The 25446-nt window shown below is 71.6% G+C and carries 28 protein-coding genes; 19 read left to right on the forward strand and 9 right to left on the reverse strand.

Annotation, left to right across the window (positions count from 1 at the left end; genetic code table 11):
* Positions 1-6: 6 nt before the first annotated feature.
* The 3 genes from ACOJUI_RS00145 to fdxA all read right to left on the reverse strand — a co-directional run bounded on the left by ACOJUI_RS00145 (position 7) and on the right by fdxA (position 1924).
* Positions 7-1143 carry a glucose-1-phosphate adenylyltransferase family protein gene (locus ACOJUI_RS00145; RefSeq protein ID WP_422116090.1) on the reverse strand — a complete coding sequence of 379 codons (1137 nt, stop codon included), beginning with the start codon at positions 1141-1143 and terminating at the stop codon, positions 7-9.
* A 55-nt stretch (positions 1144-1198) separates the two neighbouring features.
* The gene (locus ACOJUI_RS00150; RefSeq protein WP_422116091.1) at positions 1199-1489 is read right to left on the reverse strand and encodes a DUF4287 domain-containing protein; all 291 of its coding nucleotides are present in this window, start codon (positions 1487-1489) and stop codon (positions 1199-1201) included.
* A gap of 105 nt (positions 1490-1594) precedes the next feature.
* Positions 1595-1924 (reverse strand): ferredoxin, encoded by a 330-nt coding sequence (gene fdxA / locus ACOJUI_RS00155; RefSeq protein WP_422116092.1) that lies wholly within the window; start codon positions 1922-1924, stop codon positions 1595-1597.
* 124 nt (positions 1925-2048) lie between these two features.
* On the opposite strand from fdxA, the gene soxR reads away from it, so the two are divergent.
* From soxR to ACOJUI_RS00180, 5 genes are all read left to right on the forward strand, one after another.
* Complete coding sequence (soxR, locus tag ACOJUI_RS00160) at positions 2049-2489, forward strand: redox-sensitive transcriptional activator SoxR (RefSeq protein ID WP_422117585.1); 441 nt, start codon at positions 2049-2051, stop codon at positions 2487-2489.
* A gap of 71 nt (positions 2490-2560) precedes the next feature.
* Positions 2561-3190, forward strand: coding sequence for a superoxide dismutase (locus tag ACOJUI_RS00165; protein ID WP_422116093.1), 630 nt, complete (start codon positions 2561-2563; stop codon positions 3188-3190).
* Between the two features lie 157 nt (positions 3191-3347).
* Positions 3348-3668 (forward strand): ArsR/SmtB family transcription factor, encoded by a 321-nt coding sequence (locus tag ACOJUI_RS00170; RefSeq protein WP_422116094.1) that lies wholly within the window; start codon positions 3348-3350, stop codon positions 3666-3668.
* Entirely contained in the window at positions 3665-4588 is a 924-nt protein-coding gene (locus ACOJUI_RS00175; RefSeq protein WP_422116095.1) for an SRPBCC family protein, read from the forward strand. The genes ACOJUI_RS00170 and ACOJUI_RS00175 overlap by 4 nt, the downstream gene beginning before the upstream one ends.
* Before the next feature lie 160 nt (positions 4589-4748).
* Positions 4749-6143: an APC family permease gene (locus ACOJUI_RS00180; RefSeq protein ID WP_422116096.1), complete on the forward strand. Its 1395-nt coding sequence runs from the start codon at positions 4749-4751 to the stop codon at positions 6141-6143.
* Positions 6144-6230: 87 nt separating this feature from the next.
* Here ACOJUI_RS00180 and ACOJUI_RS00185 read toward each other — a convergent pair whose 3' ends face one another.
* On the reverse strand, positions 6231-6776 hold the full coding sequence (locus tag ACOJUI_RS00185; protein ID WP_422116097.1) for an AMIN-like domain-containing (lipo)protein: 546 nt from the start codon (positions 6774-6776) through the stop codon (positions 6231-6233).
* A gap of 204 nt (positions 6777-6980) precedes the next feature.
* Here ACOJUI_RS00185 and ACOJUI_RS00190 point away from each other — a divergent pair, with 204 nt between their 5' ends.
* From ACOJUI_RS00190 to ACOJUI_RS00230, 9 genes are all read left to right on the forward strand, one after another.
* Positions 6981-7475 (forward strand): flavodoxin domain-containing protein, encoded by a 495-nt coding sequence (locus tag ACOJUI_RS00190; RefSeq protein WP_422116098.1) that lies wholly within the window; start codon positions 6981-6983, stop codon positions 7473-7475.
* A 168-nt stretch (positions 7476-7643) separates the two neighbouring features.
* Positions 7644-8714 (forward strand): ROK family protein, encoded by a 1071-nt coding sequence (locus tag ACOJUI_RS00195; protein WP_422116099.1) that lies wholly within the window; start codon positions 7644-7646, stop codon positions 8712-8714.
* On the forward strand, positions 8684-8824 hold the full coding sequence (locus tag ACOJUI_RS00200) for a hypothetical protein (protein ID WP_422116100.1): 141 nt from the start codon (positions 8684-8686) through the stop codon (positions 8822-8824). The genes ACOJUI_RS00195 and ACOJUI_RS00200 overlap by 31 nt, the downstream gene beginning before the upstream one ends.
* Positions 8825-8866: 42 nt before the next feature.
* Positions 8867-10156 (forward strand): ABC transporter substrate-binding protein, encoded by a 1290-nt coding sequence (locus ACOJUI_RS00205; RefSeq protein ID WP_422116101.1) that lies wholly within the window; start codon positions 8867-8869, stop codon positions 10154-10156.
* Positions 10146-11042 (forward strand): carbohydrate ABC transporter permease, encoded by an 897-nt coding sequence (locus tag ACOJUI_RS00210; RefSeq protein ID WP_422116102.1) that lies wholly within the window; start codon positions 10146-10148, stop codon positions 11040-11042. Before ACOJUI_RS00205 ends, ACOJUI_RS00210 begins: the two co-directional genes overlap by 11 nt.
* Positions 11035-11919: a carbohydrate ABC transporter permease gene (locus tag ACOJUI_RS00215; RefSeq protein ID WP_422116103.1), complete on the forward strand. Its 885-nt coding sequence runs from the start codon at positions 11035-11037 to the stop codon at positions 11917-11919. The genes ACOJUI_RS00210 and ACOJUI_RS00215 overlap by 8 nt, the downstream gene beginning before the upstream one ends.
* Before the next feature lie 163 nt (positions 11920-12082).
* The gene (locus ACOJUI_RS00220; protein ID WP_422116104.1) at positions 12083-12916 is read left to right on the forward strand and encodes a Gfo/Idh/MocA family protein; all 834 of its coding nucleotides are present in this window, start codon (positions 12083-12085) and stop codon (positions 12914-12916) included.
* Positions 12910-13917, forward strand: coding sequence for a Gfo/Idh/MocA family protein (locus ACOJUI_RS00225; RefSeq protein ID WP_422116105.1), 1008 nt, complete (start codon positions 12910-12912; stop codon positions 13915-13917). The genes ACOJUI_RS00220 and ACOJUI_RS00225 overlap by 7 nt, the downstream gene beginning before the upstream one ends.
* A gap of 318 nt (positions 13918-14235) precedes the next feature.
* Positions 14236-14955, forward strand: coding sequence for a GntR family transcriptional regulator (locus ACOJUI_RS00230; RefSeq protein WP_422116106.1), 720 nt, complete (start codon positions 14236-14238; stop codon positions 14953-14955).
* 33 nt (positions 14956-14988) lie between these two features.
* On the opposite strand, the gene ACOJUI_RS00235 is transcribed toward ACOJUI_RS00230, so the two are convergent.
* On the reverse strand, positions 14989-15807 hold the full coding sequence (locus ACOJUI_RS00235; protein ID WP_422116107.1) for a hypothetical protein: 819 nt from the start codon (positions 15805-15807) through the stop codon (positions 14989-14991).
* A gap of 250 nt (positions 15808-16057) precedes the next feature.
* A complete protein-coding gene (locus ACOJUI_RS00240; RefSeq protein ID WP_422116108.1) occupies positions 16058-16912 on the reverse strand; it encodes an NAD(P)-dependent oxidoreductase in 855 nt (284 codons plus the stop codon).
* Positions 16913-17160: 248 nt separating this feature from the next.
* On the opposite strand from ACOJUI_RS00240, the gene ACOJUI_RS00245 reads away from it, so the two are divergent.
* Both ACOJUI_RS00245 and ACOJUI_RS00250 read left to right on the forward strand, forming a co-directional pair.
* Positions 17161-17949, forward strand: coding sequence for an SDR family NAD(P)-dependent oxidoreductase (locus ACOJUI_RS00245; RefSeq protein ID WP_422116109.1), 789 nt, complete (start codon positions 17161-17163; stop codon positions 17947-17949).
* Positions 17950-17976: 27 nt separating this feature from the next.
* A complete protein-coding gene (locus tag ACOJUI_RS00250) occupies positions 17977-18627 on the forward strand; it encodes an RraA family protein (protein ID WP_422116110.1) in 651 nt (216 codons plus the stop codon).
* Between the two features lie 44 nt (positions 18628-18671).
* On the opposite strand, the gene ACOJUI_RS00255 is transcribed toward ACOJUI_RS00250, so the two are convergent.
* From ACOJUI_RS00255 to ACOJUI_RS00265, 3 genes are all read right to left on the reverse strand, one after another.
* The gene (locus ACOJUI_RS00255) at positions 18672-19436 is read right to left on the reverse strand and encodes a triose-phosphate isomerase (protein ID WP_422116111.1); all 765 of its coding nucleotides are present in this window, start codon (positions 19434-19436) and stop codon (positions 18672-18674) included.
* A 93-nt stretch (positions 19437-19529) separates the two neighbouring features.
* Positions 19530-20006 carry a ribose-5-phosphate isomerase gene (locus tag ACOJUI_RS00260; RefSeq protein ID WP_422116112.1) on the reverse strand — a complete coding sequence of 159 codons (477 nt, stop codon included), beginning with the start codon at positions 20004-20006 and terminating at the stop codon, positions 19530-19532.
* Between the two features lie 34 nt (positions 20007-20040).
* Complete coding sequence (locus tag ACOJUI_RS00265) at positions 20041-21756, reverse strand: dihydroxyacetone kinase family protein (protein WP_422116113.1); 1716 nt, start codon at positions 21754-21756, stop codon at positions 20041-20043.
* Between the two features lie 311 nt (positions 21757-22067).
* Here ACOJUI_RS00265 and ACOJUI_RS00270 point away from each other — a divergent pair, with 311 nt between their 5' ends.
* The 3 genes from ACOJUI_RS00270 (at position 22068) to ACOJUI_RS00280 (ending at position 25377) form a co-directional block, all read left to right on the forward strand.
* Positions 22068-22988: a sugar phosphate isomerase/epimerase family protein gene (locus ACOJUI_RS00270; protein WP_422116114.1), complete on the forward strand. Its 921-nt coding sequence runs from the start codon at positions 22068-22070 to the stop codon at positions 22986-22988.
* A gap of 46 nt (positions 22989-23034) precedes the next feature.
* Complete coding sequence (locus ACOJUI_RS00275) at positions 23035-24516, forward strand: GntP family permease (protein WP_422116115.1); 1482 nt, start codon at positions 23035-23037, stop codon at positions 24514-24516.
* Positions 24517-24585: 69 nt separating this feature from the next.
* The gene (locus tag ACOJUI_RS00280) at positions 24586-25377 is read left to right on the forward strand and encodes an SDR family NAD(P)-dependent oxidoreductase (RefSeq protein ID WP_422116116.1); all 792 of its coding nucleotides are present in this window, start codon (positions 24586-24588) and stop codon (positions 25375-25377) included.
* The last annotated feature ends 69 nt before the right edge of the window (positions 25378-25446 follow it).

The following is a 25446-nucleotide window of genomic DNA, read 5'->3' on the forward strand; positions in this document are numbered from 1 at the left end:
GCCGCCTCAGGGGCGCTCGGCCGTGTCGGCGACCGCTCCGTCGGCGCCCACCAGCGTCACGACCTGCGCGGAGCCCAGCCGGGAGCTGCCCGTGACGTGCGCACCGTCCTGGACGATGCAGCCCTGCAGGCGGGCGCCGGCCGCGACGCGCACGTCGTCCAGGATCACGCAGTCCACCACCTCCGCGCCGGCCTCGATCACCGCGCCGGGGCTGATCACGCTGTGCCGCACCGTCCCGGCCACGGTCGATCCCTGCGCGATCAGGGAGTCGCTGAGCTGCGCCTGCCCGACCACCCGACCGGGCAGCAGCTGCGGCTGCGCGGAGAAGATCGGCCACTGCGGATCATCGAGCCGGGCGCCGGTGCCGTCCAGCAGCTGCATATGGGCGTCCCAGTACGAGGCGATGGTGCCGATGTCCCGCCAGTACCCCTCGAGGCGATGCTCGACGGTGCGCAGGTTCTCCACGTAGTGGGGGACCAGGTCGTCGCCCCAGTCCTGCAGCTCCCCGACCCGCTCGGGGAGGGTGGTCAGCACCTCGACCAGGGTGGGCCCGTCGAAGCAGAAGATCTCCGTGGCGACGAGGTCGGTGGGCGGTTCCTCGGGCTTGTACCAGAACTCCTCGACGGCGCCGTCCGCACCGGGGCGGACCACGCCGTGGCGGGAGGCGTCCCCCGACGTGCGGGTGGTGACCATGGTGAGGTCCGCATCTGCGGCGGCGTGGGTGTCGAGCACGTCGAGCAGGTTGATCGTGTACAGGTGGTCGGCGCTGAGGGTGACCACCAGCTCCGGCTCGAACTGCGCGATCAGCTCCTTCTGGCGCCACAGGGTGTCGCTGTTCCCGGTCGCGAAGCCCTCGCCCTCGGCGCCCTCGAACGGCGCCAGGGTGCGCAGGCCGCCGTGGTTGCGGTCGAGGTCCCAGGGCCGACCGCCGCTGAGATGCTCGTTGAGGGAGTGCGGCAGGTACTGCTCGGCCACCCACACCGTGCTCAGGTGGCTGTTGGCCAGGTTCGACAGGGCGACGTCGATCAGCCGGTAGGAGCCGCCGATGCGGAGGGCCGGCTTGGTCCGCCGGTCGGTCAGGGCGCCCATCCGGGAGCCCTTCCCACCGGCCAGCACGATCGCCAGGGTGCGGGGGATGCGCATGAGGACCTCCTCGACGGCGGCGGCAGGGGATCAGGGTACGTCCTGGTCGCCGGCCTCAGGAGGGCTTCGTCGCCCTGCCGTCCAGCCAGAGCGTGTCGGAGTCGTCGCGGTGCGAGCCGGTGGCCCCGACGTGCTTCGCGTCGATCTCCGGTCCCTTCTTGATGACGTGCACCAGCGCCATCCCATGGCCGCGGCCCAGGCCGTAGTCGGTCTTCAGCCAGTCGAGGATCTCGCCGGCCTTGACCGTCTCCTGGTCGTACCCGCGGGAGTGCGCGAGCTCGAGCAGCTGCCGCGGGGTGAGGCCGGTCTTCTCCTCGATCGCATCGAGGTAGGCCTGGAAGGACATGAGGGCTCCTCTCCTTCGATGACGCCTCCGGACGCTCTCGCCCGTCGCGCCCTGCGTCGGGATCCTACGTCCGGCGCGGCGCGCAGGGCAGGGGAGTCCTCGAGGTCAGGCCAGGGGGTTGGGCTGCGGCGGGAGCGCCGCGACGAGGGGGTGGTCCTTCGCGATGACGCCCGTCTTGGCGGCGCCGCCGGGGGCGCCGAGGTCGTCGAAGAACTCGACGTTGGCCTTGTAGTAGTCGGCCCACTGGTCGGGGGTGTCGTCCTCGTAGAAGATCGCCTCCACGGGGCAGACGGGCTCGCAGGCGCCGCAGTCCACGCACTCGTCGGGCTGGATGTAGAGCATCCGTTCGCCCTCGTAGATGCAGTCCACCGGGCACTCGTCGACGCAGGAGCGGTCCTTCACGTCCACGCACGGCAGGGCGATCACATAGGTCATGGCGGCATCCCCTCTCGATCGGTTCACCTCGGACAGTAAGATCTCAGGTGCACTTGAGGTCAGGCGGGAAGGGGTGGCGGTGAGCGCGCCGCATGAGCCGGACGAACTGCTGACGATCGGGGAGATGAGCCGACGCACCGGCGTGGCCCCCTCGGCCCTGCGGTACTACGAGGAGCTGGGACTGGTCGGCGCCGTGCGCACGGCGGGCAATCAGCGTCGCTACGCCCGGCACATGCTGCGCCGGGTCTCGCTCGTCTCCGTCGCCAAGCGGCTGGGCATGCCGCTGTCGGACGTGCAGGAGGCCTTCGGTGACGTGCCCATGGACTCCACCCCCTCGCACGCCGAGTGGCAGCGCGCCTCCCGCCGCTGGAAGCGGAAGCTCGAGGAGCGGCGCCGCGCCATCGAGCGGCTCGAGCACGAGCTGACCGGGTGCATCGGCTGCGGCTGCCTGTCCCTCAAGGCCTGCGCGCTGCTGAACCCCGACGACGCGCTCGCCGCGACCGGCGCCGGCCCGCGCCGCCTGCAGGTGCTGACCGAGGAGGAGCCGGCCGACGACGTCCGGTGACGGACACGTTTTGACCTCAAGTGCGCTCGAGGTCCTAGGCTCGGCTCATCACCTCGACGAAAGGACTGATCATGGCGGACTACACGCTTCCTGATCTCGACTACGACTACGGCGCGCTGGATCCCTCGATCTCGGGGCGGATCATGGAGCTGCACCATTCGAAGCACCATGCGACCTATGTCAAGGGCGCGAACGCGGCGCTGGAGAAGCTGGCCGCGGCCAGGGAGTCCGGGGACTTCGGTTCGGTGAACCAGTTCTCCAAGGATCTGCAGTTCAACCTGGGTGGGCACACGAACCACTCGATCTTCTGGAAGAACCTCTCCCCGGAGGGTGGCGACAAGCCCACCGGTGAGCTGGCCCAGGCGCTCGAGGAGTACTTCGGGGGCTTCGATGCGTTCCGGGCGCACTTCACCGCGGCGGCGCTGGGGATCCAGGGCTCGGGCTGGGCGGTGCTGGCGTACGAGCCGCTCGGCGGCAAGCTGGTGATCGAGCAGTTCTACGATCAGCAGAACGGGGTGCCGGTGGCGACGATCCCGCTGTTCCAGCTGGACATGTGGGAGCACGCCTTCTACCTGGACTACCAGAACGTCAAGGCCGACTACGTCAAGGCCGTCTGGGACATCGTGAACTGGGCGGATGTGCAGCAGCGGTTCGAGAACGCGCGCACCCATGGTGCGGGTCTGGTGATCCCGCAGGTCTGATCCGTTCCCGCCCCGGTGTGCGGGGCGCACGGCATGGTCACGGCGGCCGGTCCCCTGGCGGGGGCCGGCCGCTGCGCCGTCCCCCGGGGCGGCCGGTCGTGCGACGGCCCCGTGTATGCCTTGACGGGTACATACTGACGGGCGTATACATGGGTGCATGCCCACCGCCTACGACGTGCTCGCCCTCCCTCTGCGCCGCGAGATCCTGGATGCTCTGCGCAGCGGACCCTCGACCGTCGGCGAGCTCGCCGACGGGCTCGGTGTCCCGCAGCCCACGGTCTCCAAGCAGCTGCGCATCCTGCGCGAGGGCGGGTTCGTCGAGGTCCGCGCCGAGGCCCAGCGCCGCTGGTACGCGCTGCGCGGCGAGCCCTTCGCGGAGGTCGCGCAGTGGCTCGAGCCCTACCGCTGGCTGTGGGAGGAGCGGATCGACCGTCTGGGGAGCCGGCTCGACGAGATGCAGGACGAGGAGCAGCCATGACCAGCACCGATCCGATCCTCCGCCACGACGCGGGCCGCGACGCGGTGGTGATCGAGCGCCGCTTCGCCCACCCGCTGGAGCGGGTCTGGCGCGCGGTGACCGAGCCCGAGCACCTCGCCCGGTGGTTCCCCGGGGCCCCCGAGTTCGAGCTGCGCGCCGGCGGCGCCGTGCGGTTCCCGGAGTTCGCGGGGGAGGCCGCCGAGCACGGCCGGGTCCTCGAGTGCGAGCCGCCGCACCGGCTGCGCTTCACCTGGGACACGGACGAGCTGCTCTTCGAGCTCCTCGCGGAGGGCGACGGCACCCGCCTCGTCCTCACCCACGCCTTCGACGACTCGGCCGGCGCCGCGAGCTTCGCGACCGGCTGGGAGACCTGCCTGGAGCATCTGCGGGCCGTGCTCGGAGGCGGCGAGGTCCCGGAGCCGGGCCCGCGCCCCGAGCGGCACGAGGAGCTGGCCGCGCGCTTCGGGCTCGGACGCCCCGAGGTCGCCCGGACGACCGACGGCTGGTCCCTGCGCGTCGAGCGCCAGCTGGTCTGCCCCGCCGACGCCGCCTGGGACCTGCTCCTCGGCGGCGGGGCCGGCTCGCCGGCCGGGACACTGGCGCCCGCGGTCGGGCAGGAGCTCCGCGCGCCGCGGCACCCGGAGCTCCTGCTCGGGCACCTCACCGCCGTGGAGGCGCCGACGCTGCTGGTCTTCGACGCCGCCCCCGAGCAGCCCGGCGACGAGGTCCGCGTCGAGCTGACCGAGGGCACCGGCCACGGAGTGCGGCTGGTCCTGACCGTTCGCGGCGCCGAGCCGGGGGAGCAGGCACCGGCCGTCCAGCAGTGGGGCATCCGCGCCGTCGACCTGATCGCCCGGGCCGCGCTCGGCGCCGTGGCCGGTGCGCGGACGGGGGAGGGCCCCTCGGCCACCACGCAGTGATCTGCGCCGCTTTCTCCCCGCGCGACGGTCTGACCTGCGGCGACAGGGTGGACCGCGCGGCGCGGACGGCCCCGCTGCCCGTACCGTGACCCCCTGGTGATCCGCCGCCCGGCGGGGCCATGACCGCGGCACCAGGGGCCGCAGGAGGTAGAGAGCCGCCGTGTCCACGGAACTGACCCGCACGCTGGGAGTGTCCGGCATCGTGCTGATGGTCGCCGCCGCCGCCGCCCCCATCACCGTGGTGGTCGCGAACTTCCCGCTGATCATCCTCGAGTCCGGCAGCGTCGGCGCCCCGCTGATGATCCTCGCCGCCACCGTGATCCTGCTGCTGTTCTCCGTGGGCTACACCTGGATGACGCCGCACGTCCCGGATGCCGGCGCGTTCTACGCCTACGTGGACCGCGGCCTCGGGCGCCGCGCCGGTCTGGGCACCGCCGCCGTCGCGCTGCTGGCCTACGTGCTGCTCACGGTGTCGATGACCTGCTATCTCGGCGTCCAGGCCGGCAACCTGCTGGCCCTGTGGACCGGCCTCGAGGTGCCCTGGTGGCTGATCTCGGGCCTGGTGATCGCGGTCGTGGGCCTGCTCGGCCACCGCCAGATCGACCTCTCCGCGAAGGTGCTGGGCGTGGTGCTGGTGCTCGAGATCCTCGCGGTGGTCGCCATCGACGCGGGCGTGCTCCTCTCCGGTCGCGAGCTCAGCGCCCTCCCGTTCAGCCCGTCCGAAGCCCTCTCCGGAGCGCCCGGCCTGGGGCTGCTGTTCGCCTTCCTGGGCTTCTTCGGCTTCGAGGCCACCGCCGTGTTCCGCCACGAGGCCAAGGACCCCCTGCGCACGATCCCCCGCGCGACCTACATCGCGGTGCTGCTGATCGGGGTGCTCTACACCGTCTCCTCGTGGCTGGTGATCTCGGGGCTCGGGGCGCAGGACGCCCTGGCCGCCTCCGCCGAGGACCCCGACGGCGTGGTCGTCGCCCTCGCCGGCGAGGTGGTCGCCCCGATCATGCGCGACGTGACCCAGGTGCTGGTGGTGACCAGCATGTTCGCCTGCATGCTGGGCTTCCACAACATCGTCACCCGCTACCTGTTCACGCTCGGCCGGCGCGGCGTGCTCCCCACCGGCCTCGGCCAGGCCCACCCCGTCCACCGCGCGCCGTCGCGGGCCTCGCTCTGGGTCACCGCCGTCACCGCGGGGATCGTCGCCGTCTCCGCCCTCGCCCAGCTCGACCCGGTGGTGGAGATCTACACCTGGTACTCGGGCCTCGGCGCCATCGGGGTCATCGTGATGATGGCGCTGACCAGCATCGCCGTGGTCCGCTACGGCGCCGCCCTGCCGGGCGGCCGCGCCCCGCGGGCCGTGCTGGTCGCCACCGCCCTGGGCGGACTCGGCCTGCTGCTGGTGCTGGGGATCTCGCTGGCGAACTTCCCGCTGATGGTGGGCGGCACCCTCGCGGCGATCATCTGCGCCGCGATCCTGGTCGCCGTCTTCGGGCTGGGAGCGCTCGCTCCGCGGCGCGCGGCGGTGGCGGTGGACGAGCCGGTGGACGTCGGCCGCCCCTGAGACCGGGGACCGCGGGGGCGTCGGACACGGAGCACCGGCGGCCCCGGGGGAGGGACCGCCGGTGGTCACGGCATCATGGCGGGGGCGTCACCACCGATGGGCGACGTCGATGACGAGCCGGGAACCGCTGCCCGGTCCGTCCAGCACGAACACCCGCATCGGGAGCCGGGCGCGCACGCCCAGCCCGACGGTGGTCTCGCCCTCGAAACTGCCGGCGAGAGCGACCTGGCGGAAGGTGCGGAACCCCGCGACGTCCACCGCGGTGTTCGGACGCGACGGGGCATATGTCGCCCGACCGCGGCTGTCGTACGCCGGGGCGCGGACGATGACCTCGAGATCGGCGCCGCCGGACAGGCTGACGGGGGCACCGGAGCCGGGACGATGGACGGCGTTCACGTACGCCACCGAGTACCCGGCGACGTCATGATCGAGATCGACGACGAGACGGTCGTAGCAGGAGTGCTGACCGGCACGCAGGTTGGTGATGTGGGCCGAGGACATCTCGGGCGCCGACTTGGACAGGGACCCCCAGGTGATGCCGCAGTACGGAGCGGCATTGGCTGCGAGCGGGATGGTCATGCCCAGACCGAGAAAGAGCACACAACTGGCGAGGATCGAAAGGATCCGCTTCACGGCTGCCTCCTTGGTGGCACGGCCCGGGCCACGGCGGCCGGGGCCGATGGGAGGATTGTCCGCTTCCGGCCGCCGATTTTCCAGTGACCAGCAGGTCATGACGGGGCGGACGTGAGCCGACGGCGCGCGGCGGGCACCGCCGGCAGGGCCATCTCGGGTCCTCCGTCCCGCCCGGCACCGGACGGGCCCTGCCAGGATGGGCGCATGACCGTTCTCATCGCCTACGCGACCCATTCCGGCGCCACCCGGACGCTCGCCGAGACCCTTGCCGCCACCCTGGTCGAGGAGGGGATCGCCGCCAGCGCCGTGGACATCGCGGAGGGCCCCGACCCGTCGGCGTACGAGGCCGTGGTGCTCGGATCCGGGGTGCGGGTGGAGTCCGTGGAGAAGTCGGCCGCGGCGTGGGCGACGCGGCACGAGTCCGTGCTGGGTCAGAGGCCCTTCGCCTTCTTCTCCTGCTCGGGGTCGGCCTCGGATCCCGCCAAGGGCGGGAAGCAGAAGGCCACCGACGCGTTCCTGAGCGCCCACGCCGTCACGCCGATCGCCGTGAAGAACTTCCCCGGCTGGGTGCTGATGGACAGGATCCCCGTGCACGAGCGGCTGCTGCTGAAGTCCATGCGCACCCCCACCGGGGACTTCCGCGACCTGCCGGCGGTGCAGGCCTGGGGCCGGGAGATCGCGCCGCTGCTGACCGCCTGAGACGGGCCGCCCCGAAGGACACGTTCCGGTCACGGCCCCGTCGCGCCTTGACATCGTGTGAGCCAGTGCATAACTTCTGCAACTAGCTTTCATATGTCCTGCTCGACCGCAACGACGTCGCACGGTCGCGACGATCGCGGACATGTCCTTCTGGAAGGTGAGGTGTCCGTGGAGTCGCTCAGCACCGGTGATCCGCAGGTCAAGCCCCTGGCGCAGCGGCTCTACGGCGCGGCGCTCGGGGCGATCATGAAGCACCTGAGCGACCACGGCAGCGGCACCATCAGCGAGCTCGCCGAGATCTCCGGCGTCAGCCGACCGACCGCCCAACGAGCACTCGCGGAGCTCGCGCAGCTGGGCCTGGTCGAGGAGAGCGCACAGCGCCCGGCGACCTCCGGGCGACCCGCGCGCGCCTGGGCCCCGGTGGTCGGGACGCGCACCGTGCTGGTGGCCGACATCCAGCCGGCCCGCACCCGGGTCCAGCTCTCCTGCCTCACCGGACGGGTGGTGGCCGAGCACACCATCGACCACGCCGCGCTGCGCGCGGACCCGACCGCGGCGGACCTGCCGCGCAGGATCCTCGAGCAGGTCCAGGCGCTGCGCGCCGGCAGCGAGCTCGCCACCGGCAGCCTCGTCGAGGCGGTGATCGGAGTCTCCGGCGTCGTCAGCAGCGACGGGGCCGTGCTGCTGTCGAGTCGGGTCCCCGAGCTCACGGGGATCCCGCTCGCCGCCCTCGCCCGGGAGGTGCTGGGCCTGGAGGCGGTGCTGGTCGAGAACGACATGAACCTGCGCGCCGTGGGCGAGCTGCACTCCGGCGTCGGCCAGGGGGCCTCCTCCTTCATCTATCTGACCAACCATGAGTTCCACCGTCCGGCGATGGTGCTCGACGGAGCCCTCTGGCACGGCGCGCACCGGGCCGCCGGTGAGCGGGACATCCTGGCGCGCACCGGGCTCATCTCCCTCTCGCTCACCCACGACGGCCGCGAGGTCCCCTACTTCGCGGCGGCCGGGCTCATCGAGTCCGGGCAGCTCGGACCGGAGTGGATCGACGTGCTGAACGCCCAGCTGGCGGCCGTGATCGCGGTGCTCTGCTACCCGCTGGATCCCGAGCTGGTGATCGTCGACGGCGGACCCCGCACCACCGGGGCCGAGGCGATCACCGATCTCCAGTCCCGCCTCCGCGCGCTGACCCCGGGACTGGGCTCCCCCGCGTGGTCGCCGGGAGTCACGAGGAGGACCTGACTCTCGTCGGCGCCCTGACCCTCGCGCTGCGCGGTGCGCTCGTCCAGGCGCTCGGGATCCCCGACCCGCCCCTGCCCGCCCGGCATCGCCGGGCGGCCCCGACCCGCTGACCCCTTCCCGCTCCACCCGCTCATCCAAGGAGAACCACCACCATGCACAGCACCTCTCGACGCACCTTCCTCGGCGCCGCCGCCACCACCGCCGGCGCCATGACCCTCGCCGCCTGCGGCGCGGGCAGCGGAGGCGGCGGCGAGATCCCGGAGGAGATCGAGACCGATCTCAGCGCGGAGATCTCCTACAGCATCTGGGACCCGGCGCAGAAGCCCGCGATGGAGAAGATCGTCGCCGCATTCAACGAGGAGTACCCCGACATCGCGGTCTCCATCAGCGTCACCCCCTTCGCGCAGTACTTCGAGAAGCTGCAGACCCAGGCCACCGGCGGCGACCTGCCCGATGTCTTCTGGATGAACGGCCCGAACGTCCGGCTCTACGCCGCAGAGGGCAAGCTGCAGGACATCAGCGAGGTGCCCGGACTCGACACCGCCAAGTACCCGCAGGCCATGAACGAGCTCTACACCTTCGAGGACAGCCAGTTCTGCGTGCCCAAGGACTTCGACACCATCGGGCTGTGGTGGAACCAGGACCACTTCGAGAAGGCCGGCGTCGCAGCGCCCGACGAGAACTGGACCTGGGAGGACTACGCCCAGGCCGCCCGCGACATCACCGCCGCCCTCGGCGCCGAGGGCATCTGGGGAGGCGCCAACGGCATCGAGAACCAGGCCTACCTGTACCCGCTGACCTTCCAGGCGGGCGGCGAGATCATCTCCGAGGACGGCACCACCTCCGGCTACGACTCGGCCGGAGCGATCGAGGCGTTCACCTTCGCGCGCTCACTGATCGCCGACGGGGCGCTGCCCTCGATCCAGTTCACCACCGAGAACAAGCCGGCCGACCTCTTCAACTCCGGCAAGGCCGCGATGCTCTGGTCCGGGAACTGGTCGGCGGCCGTGTTCAAGGACTCGCCGGTCCGGGACGCGATCCGCACCGCCCCGCTGCCCCAGGGCGCCGAGACGGTCAACGTCATCCACGGCATCGGCAACGCCATGGCCGCCGAGGGCAGCAACAAGTCCGCGGCGGCGGCCTTCCTCGCCTTCCTCGGCAGCGAGAAGGCCAATCTCATCCAGGCCGAGGAGGGCGCCGCGAATCCCGCCTACGAGGGCACCGCCACGGCCTACGTCGAGTCGCTGCCGGAGTTCGACCTGCAGATGTTCCTCGACAACGCCGCGGACGCGAAGCCGTACCCGGTCTCGAAGAACACCGCCGCCTGGCTGAGCCTCGAGGCCGACTACTTCCCGCGCATCCTCGGCGGCGAGATCGAGGTCGAGACCGGCCTGAAGGAGCTCGCGACCGCGATGAACGAGGCCCTCGCCGATGAGCAGTGACCGCACCCGCACCCTGCGCCGGGACGACAAGTGGGCCTGGCTGTTCATCGGTCCGCTCATGGCCGGCGTGGTGGTCTTCTACTTCTGGCCGATCCTCAGCACCTTCTACAACTCGTTCACGACCTTCGGCGCCTTCGGCGGCTCCGAATGGGCGGGGCTGGAGAACTACGTCGAGCTGGTGAGCGACGCGGAGGTGCCGCGGGCGGTCCTGAACACCCTGGTCTACACGGCGGTGGTGCTGCTCGGCATCCCGCTGGCGGTGTATCTGGCCTCGCTGCTGAACCGTCCCGGTCTGCGCTTCGCCTGGTTCTACCGGGTCATGTTCTTCATGCCGATCGTCGCCATGCCGGCCGCGATCGCGATGGTGTGGCGGATGATCTACAACAGCGACTTCGGGCTGCTGAACTACCTGCTCTCGCGGGTGGGCATCGACGGGCCGTACTGGATCTCCAGCCCGGGCTGGGCGCTCGCGGCCGTCAGCATCGTGGGCCTGTGGTCCTCGCTCGGCTTCGCGATCATCATCCTCTCGGGCGGCCTGCGCGCGATTCCGCCGGCCCTCTACGAGGCGGCCTCGCTCGACGGCGCCGGACCCACCCGTCAGTTCCGCTCGATCACGGTGCCGCTGCTGACGCCCAGCATCTTCTTCCTCACCATCATCACCGCGATCAACGGGTTCCAGCTGTTCGACCTGCTGTACGCGCTGATGGGCCCGTCCAACCCGGCCATGTCGCGCACGCAGTCCCTGGTCTACCTGTTCTACGAGCAGGCCTTCGCGCAGAACGACAAGGGCTACGCCTCGGCCATCGCCATCCTCATCCTGCTCATCATCGGAGTGATCACCGCCGTGCAGTTCCGCTTCCAGAAGAGGTGGGTGAATTATGAGTGAGGTCGTCGCGACCAGACCGGCTCCGACGCAGGCGCCGCAGCGCGTCGAGCGCCGCGAGCGCCGACGCCCGCGCAACCTCGACGCGTACATCGTGCTGACCGTCGGCGGGCTGATCATGATCTTCCCGTTCGCCTACCAGCTCATCATGTCGCTGTCGACGCAGGCCGAGGTCACCAGCGTGCCGCCGACGCTGTGGCCCGAGTCCCTCCAGTTCGGCAACTATGCGGCCGTGTTCGACGTGCTGCCGTTCGCGAACCAGTTCGGGGTCTCCGTCGGCATCACCGTGCTGCGGGTCGGCTTCCAGCTGGCGCTGTGCGCGATGGCCGGGTACGCCTTCGCCCGGTTGCGGTTCCGCGGGAGCGCGGTGCTGTTCGCCCTGCTGCTGTCGATCCTGATGGTGCCCTCGCAGATCTATCTGATCCCGCAGTACTCGATCGTCCAGAACCTGAACCTGCTCAACACCGTGCTCGGCATCGCCCTGCCCGGGTTGTTCAGCGCCTTCGGCACCTTCCTGCTCCGTCAGCACTTCGCCGGGCTGCCCGAGGAGCTGGAGGAAGCCGCCCGCCTCGACGGGGCGAACCAGTGGCAGATCTTCTCGAGGGTCATGCTGCCGCTGTCGGGGCCCGCGCTGGCCTCGGTCGCCATCCTCACCACGATCTCCTCGTGGAACGATCTGCTGTGGCCGCTGGTCGTGAGCACCTACGAGAAGAACATGCCCCTTGCGGTGGGTCTGGCCACCCTGCAGGGTCAGCACATCACCAACTACCCGGTGATGATGGCTGCGAGCATCATGGCCATGGCCCCGATCCTGATCCTCTTCCTCGTCCTCCAGCGCCGGGTGGTCGACGGACTCGCCCACTCCGGCATGAAAGGTTGACCATGACCGACACCTCATCGTCGACAGCGCTCCCGCGCGTCGGCATCATCGGCACGGGGGCATCTCCCGCGCGCACGCCCCCGGCTGGGCGGAGCTCGGCGTCGAGCTGCACTGCTACAGCCTCGAGGGCGCCGAGGACTTCGCGGCCCTGACCGGCGCCAGAGTGCACGGCACCCTTGCCGAGCTGCTCGACGCGGTCGACGTGGTGGACGTCTGCGCCCCCACCCCCGCCCATCCCGAGCTGGTCCGCGCCGCCCTCGAGGCCGGCAGGGACGTGATCTGCGAGAAGCCGCTCGCCCTCACCGCCGAGGAGGCCCAGGAGCTCGTCGCGCACGCCGAGCGGGTGGGCAGGAAGCTCTTCCCGGCGCATGTGGTGCGCTACTTCCCGCAGTACGCGGCCGCGAAGCGGGCGATCGACACCGGTGCCGTCGGCACCCTCGCGGTGCTGCGCTTCGAGCGCACCGGATCGCTGCCGGACCGTGACTGGTACGCCGACGAGGAGCTCTCCGGCGGACTGATCATGGACCAGATGATCCACGACATCGACCAGGCGCTGTGGATGGCCGGTCCCGTCGAGCGGGTCTACGCCCAGCAGTCGATCGCCGGCAGCGACGACACCGTCCGCACCGGCCACGTGGTCCTGACCCACCGCTCCGGCGCCATCAGCCACTGCCGGGGCTTCTGGGGACCGGTCGGCACCGCCTTCCGCTACACCTTCGACCTCGCCGGGGACGCCGGGCGCCTGCAGTACGACTCGGCGACCGACACCGGCATCGAGTTCGACGTGGTCGCGGCCTCCCGCCAGCGCAGCGGCGACGGCTTCCTGCCCGATGTCGCCACCGTGCGCGACCCCTACGCCGCGGAGATCGTCGAGTTCATCGCGGCGATCACCGCGGGCACCCCCACCCGGGTCAGTGCGGCCGACGGCGCCCACGCCGTCGAGGTCTCCCGCGCCGCCCTCGACTCCCTGCGCACCGGACGGAGCATCGCATGCTGACCGCACGCCCCACCGACCCCGCCGCCCCGCTCAAGGTCGCCCTGATGAGCTGCGCGCACACCCATGCCAGCTCCTACGCGAGCACCCTCGACGCGCGCGCCGACATCGACCTGGTCGTCGCTGATCCCGACGGGTACGGCGACGTGGTCGCCACCCGGATCGTCGGCTCCTACCAGGAGGCCTGGGAGGCCTGGCCCGAGGGCCCCGATGCCATCGTCGTCACCAGCGCGAACGCCCATCACCGGGACCTGGTGCTGGAGGCGGCCCGCCGCGGCGTGCACGTGCTGTGCGAGAAGCCGCTGGCGACCGGCGTCGCCGACGCCGAGGCCATGGTCGCCGCCTGCCGCGAGGCCGGGGTGGTGCTGATGACCGCGTACCCGGTGCACTTCGCGCCGGCGGTCGAGGCGATGCGGGCAGCGGTGGCCGACGGCACCCTCGGCGAGGTCATCGGCTTCACCGGCACCAACAACGGCAAGCTGCCCAGCCAGCGCGACTGGTTCACCGACGTCGAGCTCGCCGGCGGCGGCGCCATGGTGGACCACACCGTGCACATCGCCGAGATCCTCGACTCGATGCTCGGCGAGCCGGCCACCGTCCACGCCACCGTCAACCGCATCCTCCACGCCGACACCGCCGGGCAGGGCGCGGAGACCGGGGGACTGGTGACCCTCACCTACGCCTCCGGGCAGGTCGCCACCATCGACTGCTCCTGGTCGCAGCCGGCCGACGCCGCCACCTGGGGCGGCCTGCGCCTCCAGGCCCTCGGCACCGGCGGGCAGCTGCAGATCGACGCCTTCTCCCAGCATGTGGGCGGGCCCGGCCAGTGGCTCCCCTACGGTGCGGACACCGACGCCCTGCTGCTGGACGCCTTCCTCGAGGCGGTGCGCACGGGGGAGACCGCGGCGCCCTCGGGCGAGGTGGGCCTGCGGACGGTGCGGGTGGTCGCCGCGGCGCAGGAGTCCGTGCGGACCGGACAGCCGGTGGTGCTGGCGAGCGTCTGAGGCGAGGCGCGTCCGCACCGTGGTGGGCGAAGACCCGACGTGCATCCACTGGCGCTCAGCGGGCAGGAAGGGGCGCATAGGGCGCTCCGTGCTCGTACAGCGCCAGTGGATGCACGCATCGTTCCCCGCGGCGCGGCGCGGCGCGGTGCGGCACGGTGCGGCACGGTGCGCCCGGCCCGCCCGGGCTGCGCCCCGACAACTGCGTGAAAGCGTGTGCCCGCTCCGGCCCGCGGCTGGGTATCCTATGGGAAAACGGATCATCGTTGCACAGGGGCGTGCCGACCGGCCTGCCCTTCTGCCGTCGAAGGGAACGCCCATATGGCCATCAGACGACAGGTCCTGCGCGACGAGGTCGAGGAGCTGATCCTGCAGCGCCTGCTCGAGTCGCACTGGGCGCCGGGATCGCGGCTGAGCATCGACGGACTGGCCCGTGACCTCGACGTCTCTCCCACCCCCGTGCGCGAGGCGATGGTGTCCCTGGAGCGGTCGGGACTGGTCGAGTACGTCGCGCTGCGCGGCTACGTGGTCGCCCCGATGCTCGACACCGAGCAGATCACCGAGCTCCTCGGGGCCCGCAAGGTGATCGAGCTGGCGGTGCTCGACCGCGCCTTCGAGAACTTCGAGGCCTTCCTCGCCGACCTCGAGGCCGCCCACGCCCGGCACGCGGACGTCGTCCGCCGCATCGCCGGTGCCGATCAGCTCGACTACGAGCTGGTCCGGGAGCACTTCCAGGCCGACTCGGACTTCCACCAGACGCTCTACCGCCACGCCGACAACCGCTACCTGGAGCAGATGTTCGAGCGGCTCAGCACCCACACCCACCGCATGCGCCAGACCTGGGAGGGAGGCCCGCTGCATCTCGACGCCCACGAGGCCTTCGCCGAGCATGCCGTGATCCTCGACAGCGTGCGCCGTCACCACCACGATGCCGCGATGCGGGCGCTGTCGGACCACCTCGACGGGGTGCTGGCGAGGTCGCTGCGGATCAACGAGCTGGAGTCGTCGCATCCTGCGGGGACTCCCGCCGCCTCCGCCTGAGCGGCGGCCGGCTCGGCGATCGCCGAGCCCGGGTCAGCGGTCGGTGAGCGGGTCGCGCTGCTGGTCGGCGAAGCGCGTGCGCAGGAACTCGGAGTGCACGTCGAGCGTGCGGGTGGCCGCGGCGATGACGTCGCCCTCGACGCGCGAGAGCCCGTCGTCGAGCACCACCAGCTGCTCCTCGACGCTGCGCAGGTTCGCGAGCGCCTGCTCGCGGGCGTCCCCGGTGAAGGTGCCGACGTAGCGGAGGTTGTCCTCCACTGCGTCCACCAGGTCCGGGATGTAGCGGGTGGCCATGCCCTCCAGCAGGATCACATCGGCGTCCGAGGCGCGCCGAGCCTGCATCGCGGTCGAGGCGAGCAGAGCGCTGACCCGCTGCAGCAGGACGTCGGCGCGGTTCAGCATGGTCCTGACCTCGGGGCCGGGGGCCCCGCGCCGGATCCGGGCGATGCGGCGGCGGTGCTGAGTCGACGCCTTGACGGTCTTCTCGAGCAGCATGCGGGTGCCCGCCGGCATCCCCCGGTCGGGGGCCGCCAGCCGGATCGGCTGCGGGCGGCGGTTGCGCAGCAGGAAGCCGCTGCCGCCGCCGACGACCACCCCGACCACCAGGCCGCCCAGGAGGGGCGCCAGCAGCCCGGCGCCGCCGATCAGGCTGCTGACCCCGAATACGACGAAGGTGCTGATCCCGAGGGTGCCGCCGAGGATCGAGGGGACGACGACGGTCAGCCAGCGGCCCCTCTGGCGCGGCGCGGCCAGGTCCCGCGAGGCGGGGGAGAAGACCTTGCCCTCGAGCGGGCGGCCGCTCGGGGTCCAGGCGGCGGTGCGCACCGCCGGGCCCTTCCACGGCAGATCCACGCCCTGTGGACCGCGGGGGCGCAGTGAAGGGCCGGTCCGGCGGACCGGCTTCTGCTTCGGTGGTCGGCTCTGCTCGTTCACGGGTATCCGCAGACCTCTCAGGAGGGGACGGAGGTCGAAGCCGACGACGAGGGAGCGGCCGATCCGGGAGCCGGAGCTCGCGGGCCGCCCTCGGCGTCGACAGGCCACCAGGTTAGCGCGGCCGGATGAGGGCGCGCTGGGCGCCGGGGAGGCCCGCGGGAGCGAGACCTCAGGCGGGGGCGATGGGGTCGGCGCCGTCCTCGACGGGCAGGAACAGCTCCTGGATCGCTGCGTGGTCCTGCTGCCCCGCGCCCCGCTCGACCAGCTCCTGGAACGCGTCCAGCAGCACCGGGAGCAGGCGGGCCGGCACATCGGCCGCCTCTATCGCGGCGGTCGCGTACAGCAGGTCCTTGACCTGGTTGTCGGTGCTCCCACCCAGGGAGTAGTCCCGGGTCAGGAGCTTGTCCTGCTTCTGGCGCAGCACCTCGCCGGCCGCCAGCCCGCCGCCGAGCACCTGCGCCAGCTGCGCCGGGTCGATGCCGCTGGCCCGCGCCAGGGCGAAGGCCTCGCCGAGGGAGGCGAGGGTCCCCGCCACCACGATCTGGTTGCAGAGCTTGGTCACCGAGCCCGCGCCGAGCTCGCCGAGGTGGGTGAGGGTGCCGCCGATGATCTCGAGCACCGGGCGGGCGCGGGTCACGTCGGCCGCCGCCCCGCCGATCATCAGGCTGAGCGACCCGGCGGCGGCGCCCGCCACCCCGCCCGACATCGGCGCGTCCAGCACCCGGATCCCGTGCGGGGCGAGGTCCTCGCCGAGGGCCTGGACCAGATCCGCGCTGGTGGTCGACATGACCACCAGCAGCGAGCCCGCCGCGCCGAGGGCCGCCATGGTCTCCTCGTCGAGCAGGCTGCGCAGCTGCGGGACGTCGGGCAGCACCGAGAGCACGACGTCGGCCGCCGCCTCCGCGACGGACCCGGCGACCACCGCGCCGTCGGCGGCCAGGGCGTCGGCCTTCGACCGGGTGCGGTTCCACACCGTCGTCGGCATCCCGGCGGACAGCAGGGTGCGGGCGATGGGCAGTCCCATCGGACCCAGTCCCAGCACCGCCACCGAGCGCACCGGCGCCGGCGCCGACGACGTAGCCTGGGAGGGGTCGGACGTTCCTGCGCGAGGTGGCCGCGGAGCCGAGGACGAGTGCGATGACATGGGTGTCGGGCCTCCTGGCGTCGGTGGATCGCTTCCGTGCCCCGCCGCTCGGCGCGCCGCTGCGGAGATGCAGCACCGACCATAGACCGTTCCTCGCCGCCCCTTCCGTCCCCGAAAGGACCACTGCCTTGGCCCTCAGCCCGTACCCGGCCTCCGACTTCCCCGAGACCCCCACCGCGATCGTCACCGGCGCCGCCTCCGAGCGCGGCATCGGGAGGGCGACCGCCACCCGCCTGGCCCGGGACGGCTGGGCGGTGGCCGTCCTCGACCTCGACGCGGACGCCTCCCAGCGCGTGGCCGAGCAGATCGCCGCCGAGCACGGCACCCCGACCCTCGGCCTCGGCGTGGACATCGCCGACGAGCAGGCCGTGATCGATGCCGTCGCCCGCATCGACGCGGAGCTGCCGCAGCTGGTGGGCGTCGTCAACAATGCGGGCATCTCCTCGCCCACCCCGTTCACCGAGGTCAGCACCGAGGAGTGGAAGCGGGTGTTCGACGTCAACGTCCACGGCACCTTCTTCGTCACCCGCGAGGCGGTGAAGGTCTTCCGCCGTCACAGCCTGGGCCGCATCGTCAACGTCTCCTCCGCCTCGGCCGAGCGGGGCGGCGGCGTGTACGGGCGGGCCGCCTACTCCGGATCGAAGGCCGCCCTGCTGGGCATGGCCAAGACCTGGGCGCGAGAGCTCGGCGAGTACGGCATCACCGCCAACTCGGTGGCGCCGGGCTCGATCGACACCGACATCATGGGCGGGCGCCTGAGCGACGAGCGCAAGGAGTTCCTGCTGCAGGAGCTGCCCGTGGGCCGGGTCGGCACGGTGGACGACGTGGCCGGCGGCATCGCCTACCTGCTCGGCCGCGACGGCGGCTACCTCACGGGCGTCACGCTGGACATCAACGGCGGCTCCCACATCCACTGAGCGAACGGCGAGGAGAAGGAGACGTCCATGAGCGACCCCTGGATGACGAGGCTCGGTGCGCTGCCGGTGGCGGTGGTGTCCGACTGCCTGGATGCGCTCGGGCTGCGGGAGCAGGTGATGGCGCCGCACCTGCGGCCGCTCGCGGACGACCACGCGATGGTCGGCCGCGCCCACACCATGCAGGTTCTCGAGGTGGACGGACCGCCGGCCAGCGCGGATCTCCACTACGCCGCCGAGATCGCGGCGGTCGACTCGGTCGAGCCCGGCCACGTGCTGGTCGGCTCGACCTGCCGCGGCTCGCTGTGGGGGGAGCTGCTCTCCACCGCCGCCCAGTTCAAGGGCGCCGCCGGCATCGTCGCCGACACCTTCACCCGGGACGTCGCCGGCATCCGCGCCCTCGGCTTCCCCGCCTTCTTCGCGGGCATCCACGCCGCCGACTCCCTGGGACGGATCGACGTGGCGGAGATCGGCGTCGAGATCACCTGCGGCGGCGTGAGGGTGCGCGAGGGTGACTACGTACTGGCCGACCTCGACGGCGTGGTGGTCGTGCCGGCCGAGCGCATCGAGCAGACGGTCACCGCCGCCGAGGAGAAGTCCCGCCGAGAGGGCGACGTCCGGGCGCTGCTCGAGGAGGGCCGGACCGTCCGCGAGGTGTTCGACAGCTTCGGCATCCTCTGACGACGCCGGCCCGGGCCGGTGGCGGACCGGGCCGCCGGCGCTGATCAGAGCGCGGCCGCGTGCTCCTGCCCGATCCGCAGCAGCTCGAGGTAGCCCTCGAGCCGCCAGGCGGTGCGGCCGACGAACAGTCCGGTGACGTGCTCGATCCCGAGCAGGTCGGCGGCGTTGTCGAGGTTCACGGAGCCCCCGTAGAGCAGCCCCGCGACCTTCCCGCCGTAGGCTTCGCCGAGGGCGGCGAAGGGGTCGACGAGCTCCTCGACCGTGGCGGGACGGCCCTTCTCGCCGATCGCCCAGATCGGCTCGTAGGCAATGACCACCCGGGAGACCTCCTCGGCGGGGAGGGAGTCGAGCGCTCCGGCGGCCTGCGCCAGGATGAACGCCGCCGAGCCGCCGCGCGCCTTCACCTCGGCGCTCTCCCCGATGCACAGCAGGGGGGTGAGGCCGTGGCGCAGGGCCGCGGCGACCTTCCGACGCGTCGTCTCGACGGTCTCGCCGAAGTGCTCGCGCCGCTCGGAGTGGCCGATCTCGACGAGCTGCGCCCCGGCATCCTTCGCCTGGGGGACCGAGACCTCCCCGGTCCAGGCCCCGGCGTCCTCCCAGTGCGCGTTCTGCACGCCCAGCAGCACCGGGGAGTGATCACCGAGGATCCCGCGCACCGTGGTGGTGGCGGTGAAGGAGGGGATCACGAACGGCTGCACGCCCGTCGGGGCGCTGCCGCCGAGGTGATCGCGCAGGGCTTCGGCCCAGGCCCGCGCCTCGGCGAGGGTCTTGGTCATCTTCCAGCTGGTGCCGATCCACAGCGTGCTCATGGTGGTTCCTTCTGCAGGAGGGCGCCGTGCGTGGTAAGGTTCCACGATCGTGGAACCTTACCACGCACGGCGGGACGGGGGCTGTCGCGGCGGTCAGGCCTGCGCGGCGTCCAGGGAGCCGTCGTAGGCGCAGATCGCGTCGACCTTGGCGGCCGACGACGAGGTCGGGTCGAACTCGAGGTCCAGCCACACCTTTACCAGCTCCTTGGCGAGCTCGAGCCCGATCACGCGCTCGCCCATGCACAGCACCTGCGCATTGTTGGAGAGCACGGAGCGCTGCACCGAGTACAGGTCGTGGGCGGTGACGGCGCGGACGCCGGAGACCTTGTTCGCCGCGATCGCGACGCCCAGCCCGGTGCCGCAGATCAGCAGCGCCCGGTCGGCCTCGCCGGCCGCGACCTTCTCGGCCGCCGCGATCGCGACGTTGGGGTAGTGGGTGCCGTCGTCGGCCGAGCCGACGCCGACGTCGAAGACCGACTCGACGCGGTCGTCCGCCTCGAGCAGGGCCTTGATCTCGGTCTTGTGGCCGTAGCCGGCGTTGTCGCCGCCGACGATGATCTTCAGAGCCATGAGCTTCTCCTGGGGGGTGATGATGCGGGATCGGTCAGGACAGGTGCTGGCCGAGCTCCTTCATGAGGATCGAGAAGGAGATCGCGCCGGGGTCGGGGGTGCCGAGCGACTTCTCGCCGAGCACCCGGGAGCGGCCGAGGCTGGCGGTGATGTCCGCGGTCGCGTCGGCGGCGGTGCGCGCGGTCTGCGCGGCCTGCAGGATCGCGGCGGCGGCGTTCTCGCCGGTGAAGGCCTCGGCCAGGGCGGTGCGGAACGGGATGGCGGCGTCGACCATGGTCTTGTCGCCCTCCTTCGCCCCGCCGAGGCGCAGCACCGCGTCGATGCCGGCATCCAGCGCGTCGACGACGGTGCGGTCCGAGGCGTCGGCGTCGTCGGCGAAGACGGCCCCGGCGGCGATCAGGGCCGCGCCCCACAGCGCACCGGAGGTGCCGCCGGCGGACTCGGACCATGCCTCGCCGGCGCGGACCAGGACCGTGCGGGCCCCGGCGCCGTCCTGGAGGGCCCGGCTCGCGGCGGCCGCGGCGCCCTTGGAGCCGTAGGCCATGCCCTGGCCGTGGTCGCCGTCGCCGGCGATCGCGTCGATCCGGCCCAGCTCGGCCTCCTCGCGGGCGCAGACCGACTCGAACAGGTCCAGCACCGCGGTGACCTTGGCGGCGACCTCGCGGGACTCCTCGGTGGAGGCGGGCGTCTCATCGGCGCCGGCCTGCCAGAACTTCTCGCGGCGGGGCCGCTCGATCGCGGGCATCGCGCCGCGGTGGAAGGCGGGGGTGTCGACGGGGGCGAGCCAGTGCTGCTCGAGCTCCTCGTCGAGGAAGACCAGGGTCAGGGAGAGCCCGGCCATGTCGAGGCTGGTGACCAGCTCGCCGACCTCGGGGCGCACCGGGGTGATGCCCTCGCGCTCGAGCAGCTCGGCGACCTTCGCGTAGACCACGAAGAGCTCCTCGTACTTCACGGTGCCCAGGCCGTTGACCAGCACCGCGGCGCGGCCGGAGTAACCACCCTCGCTGCGCGCGGGCTGCTCGGCCAGGACGCCCTCGACCAGCAGCTTCGCGATCTCGGAGGCGGTGCCGATGGGCTCGTCGCGCACGCCCGGCTCGCCGTGGATGCCCAGGCCCACGCCCATCTGGCCGTCCTCGATGTGGAAGAGGGCCTCGGGGGCGCCGGGGAGGGTGGGGCCGTCGAAGGCGACGCCGAAGGAGCGGGTGGCGTCGTTGGCCTTCCAGGCGATCCGCTCGGCCTCGTCGAGGTCGGCGCCGGCCTCGATCGCGGCGCCGGCGATCTTGAAGACCGGCAGGTCACCGGCGATGCCGCGGCGGTCGCGGTGGTTCTCGGGGGTGTTGGAGACGATGTCGTCGCTGACCTTGATGATGCGCACGTCGATGCCCTCGGCGCGCAGCTTCTCGGCGGCCGCGCCGAAGTGCAGCACGTCCCCGGCGTAGTTGCCGAAGCCCAGGATCACGCCGCCGCCGTTCTCGGCGTTGCGGGCCACCGAGTAGACCTGCGAGGAGGACGGCGAGGAGAAGATGTTGCCGCACGGGGCTCCATGGCCCATGCCCGGGCCCACCCAGCCGGCGAAGGCGGGGTAGTGGCCGGAGCCGCCGCCGATGACCAGCGCGGGCTGGCCCTGCGGGGTCTCGGTCGCGCGGACAACGCCGCCGTGGACGACGGCGACATGGTCGGGGTGGGCGAGGGCCAGGCCCGCGACCGCCTCGGTCGCGAAGTCGGCCGGGTCATTGAAGAGATACGTCATCGTTGATTTCCTCCACGGGCAGCCGGGCGGGGGGCCGACGGCGGGTAGTCGTCGCCGGGCAGAGCAGGACCCGCCACGGCATGTCCTCCGATCCTATAGGAAAGGAGCGGAGGTGAACAAGTGACGTTCCGCCGGCACCCGGAAGCGCGCGCTCGGGTGACGGGGAGCGCCCGGCGGCCGGCGCGACGCCCGACGGAGACACCGGGGCGCCGCCGCGAGCCCGGAGGAGAAAAACCGCTGGAACCGCTTCCCAAGGGGTCGGCGATCCTATAGGATCGCCGAGCAACCCCACCCACGTGAAAGGGACAACGATGTTCACGGCAGAGAACTGGCCGATCGGCGCCAACATGCTCTCGTTCGGCAGCAAGACGCCCGACGGCACCCCCACCCTGGAGGCCTCCTCCTCCGTCTGGGCCTCCCAGCTGCGACAGGTCAAGGAGCTCGGGGTCGACCAGATCGATCCCACCGACGCCTGGCTGCCGCTGGCCAAGCTCAGCGACGAGCGCGTCGAGGAGTTCCGCCGGGTGCTCGACGGCGAGGGCATGTCGCTGTCCTCGATCTCCATGACCCGCAACTCGGTCGTCGACCGCGAGAACGGCGAGCAGAACGTGGCCGACGCGCTGCGGTTCATCGAGCTCGCCCCGAGCTTCGGCGTGAGCGTGGTCAACACCGGCTTCATGCAGGCCACCACCGAGGCGCAGAACCAGGCGATCTGGTTCTGGCTGGCGGACGGGCACGTCGACGACCCGGCGCTGCGCGACCTGGCGATCGAGCGCATCCGCACCCTCGGCGACGCCGCGAAGGCCCAGGGCATCGAGGTCAGCCTCGAGATGTACGAGGACACCTACGTGGGCACCGCCGACGAGGCCGTCTCCTTCGTCAAGGACGTCGACCACGAGGCCGTCGGCCTGAACCCGGACATCGGCAACCTGGTGCGCCTGCACCGCGAGGTCGAGCCCTGGCCCGACATGTTCGAGAAGGTGCTGCCGCACTCGAACTTCTGGCACATCAAGAACTACACCCGCGACTTCGACCCCGCCACCGGGGCGTACTCCTCGGCCCCGATGCCGCTGAAGTACGGCTACATCAACTACCGCACCGTGATCCACCGCGCCGTCGAGCTGGGCTACACCGGCCCGTTCTGCTGCGAGCACTACGGCTCCGACTCCCTCGGCGTGATCGCCGAGAACGTCACGTACATCCGCCAGGTGCTGTCCTCGGCGCTAGCCTGAGGACGCCTGACACCGCACCGGTCTCTTACGGAACGAAGGAGTTCTGATGGATCCGATCCTGCTGGTCGCGCTGGTGGTGGGCATCGCCCTCATCGTCGTGATCGTCCTGCGCACCCGGCTGGACGCCTTCGCCGGACTGCTCATCGCCTCCGTCGTGGTCGGGCTGATCGCGGGGCAGTCCCTGCCCGGCATCGTCGGGTCGATCAAGACGGGCTTCGGCAACACGCTGGCTTCGATCGGCATCGTGATCGGCCTGGGCGTGGCGATCGGGAAGATCCTTGAGGTCTCCGGCGCCGCCCAGGCCATCGCGGTCGCCTTCCTGCGGCTGTTCGGGAAGGGGCGCGAGCCCTGGGCCATGACCAGCATCGGCGCCCTGATCTCGATCCCGGTCTTCTGCGACTCGGGCTACGTGATCATGAACCCGCTGGCCCGGGCCATCGCCAAGGTCAAGCAGTACGGCTACGCGACGCTCGGTATCGCTCTGGCCGGCGGCATGGTGATCACCCACCACTTCGTCCCGCCCACCCCCGGGCCGCTCGGTGTCGCCGGCATCCTCGGCGTGAGCGTCGGCTCCGTGATCATCACGGGCCTCGTCTTCACGGTGTTCATGATCCCGGTGGTCACCCTGTACGCGAAGTGGATCGGTCCGAAGGTCGAGAACGAGGTCTCCGAGGAGGTCCAGCAGGCCGTCTACGGCAACGTCCGCACGGACCGCACCGCGGTCGCCGCAGGCTCCGGGGGCGGCAGCTCGGGCGCGGCCATCGACCTCGAGGCCGTCTCCGCTCCGACCGGTGAGCTGGCCGAGTCCGCGCCGGCGGGTGCGGCCCCGCATCGGGTCGGCGCCGTCGTCGGTCTGCTGCCCCTGATCATCCCGATCCTGCTGATCGTGATGAACACGGTCGTCACCGCGATCGACATGGGCGCCCAGGGCACCGCCGTGGCCGCCGACTACGAGCCCTCGACCTGGGCCGGCGCGTTCGTCTTCATCGGCGATCCCGTCATCGCCCTGCTGATCGGCCTGGTGCTGGCCGTCTACCTGCTGCTGCCCCGGTGGACGCCGCGCAAGAAGAGCCACCAGTGGCTCGGGGACGCGGCGGCCGACGCCGGGCTCATCCTCCTCATCACCGGTGCCGGTGGCGGACTCGGACAGGTGCTGCGCGACACCGGCATCGGCGATGCCCTCGCCGCGGCGATCGGTGACCTGCCGCTGCCGTCCTTCCTGCTGCCCTTCCTGATCGCCTCGATCGTGCGCGTCGCGCAGGGCTCGGGCACCGTCTCGATGATCACCGCGGCATCGGTCACCGTGCCGGTCATGGCCACCATCGGGCTGGACCCGCTGGTGGCGGTGATGGCCTGCGTCGCCGGCGCCATGGTCTGCAGCTACTACAACGACTCGTACTTCTGGGTCGTCACGCGGTTCCTCGGCCTCGACGGCACCGCGGCGCTCAAGGCACACTCCGGTCTGACCACCGTCATGTGGGCCGCCTCCATCCCCATGCTGTTCGTCATGAGTCTCATCGTCGGATAGCGCGGCTGCTCCGCAGCCACGACCTCATCACCCGATCTCTCCACCCCCCCCATCGAACGGAGTTCTCCCATGGCTTACGAGCTCAAGAAGATCCAGCCCTTCCCGGCCCAGCGCACGGCGATCGTCACCGGCGCCGGCGGTGAGCGCGGCATCGGCCGCAAGGTCGTCCGCAAGCTCCTGTCCCAGGGCTGGAGCGTCGTCGCGGCCGACATCGACGGCGCGGCCGTCGAGTCGTTCGCCGCCGAGCTCATCGCGGAAGGCGGCGCCTCCGTCATCGGCGTCGGCGTCGACATCTCCGACCAGGCCGCCGTGGACGCCGCCTTCGCGCGCATCGACGAGGAGATGCCGCCGATCGCCGCCCTGGTGAACCTGGCCGGCATCCCCAGCCCCCACTCGATCTTCGAGCTCACCCCGGACGTCTGGGACCGGGTCATGGACGTCAACGGCAAGGGCACCCTGCTGATGATGCAGGCCGCGGCCAAGCGGATGATCGAGGGCGGCTTCGGCGGTCGCATCGTCAACACCTCCTCGATCACCGCCCTCGACGGCGGCGGCACCTTCTCCAAGATCGGCTACGCCGCCGCGAAGGCCGCTGTGCAGGGTCTGACCCGCGGCGCCGCCCGCGAGCTCGGCAAGTACGGCATCACCGCCAACGTGATCCTGCCCGGACCGATCGACACCGACATCATGGGCGGCACCCTCACCGACGAGCGCAAGGCCGGGATGAGCGCCAACATCCCGCTCGAGCGCGTCGGCCAGCCCGAGGAGGTGGCCGGCCTGATCAGCTTCCTGGTCAGCGAGGACTCCAGCTACGTCAACGGCACCTCGATCAACGTCGACGGCGGCAAGCACATGCACTGAGCCGACCGGTCCCGGGGCCTGCGCCCCGGGACCCGTCGTCCACCCCGCAGCAGCACCGAACTCATAGGA

The organism is Brachybacterium sp. UNK5269, from assembly GCF_049266655.1.
GTDB lineage: Bacteria > Actinomycetota > Actinomycetes > Actinomycetales > Dermabacteraceae > Brachybacterium.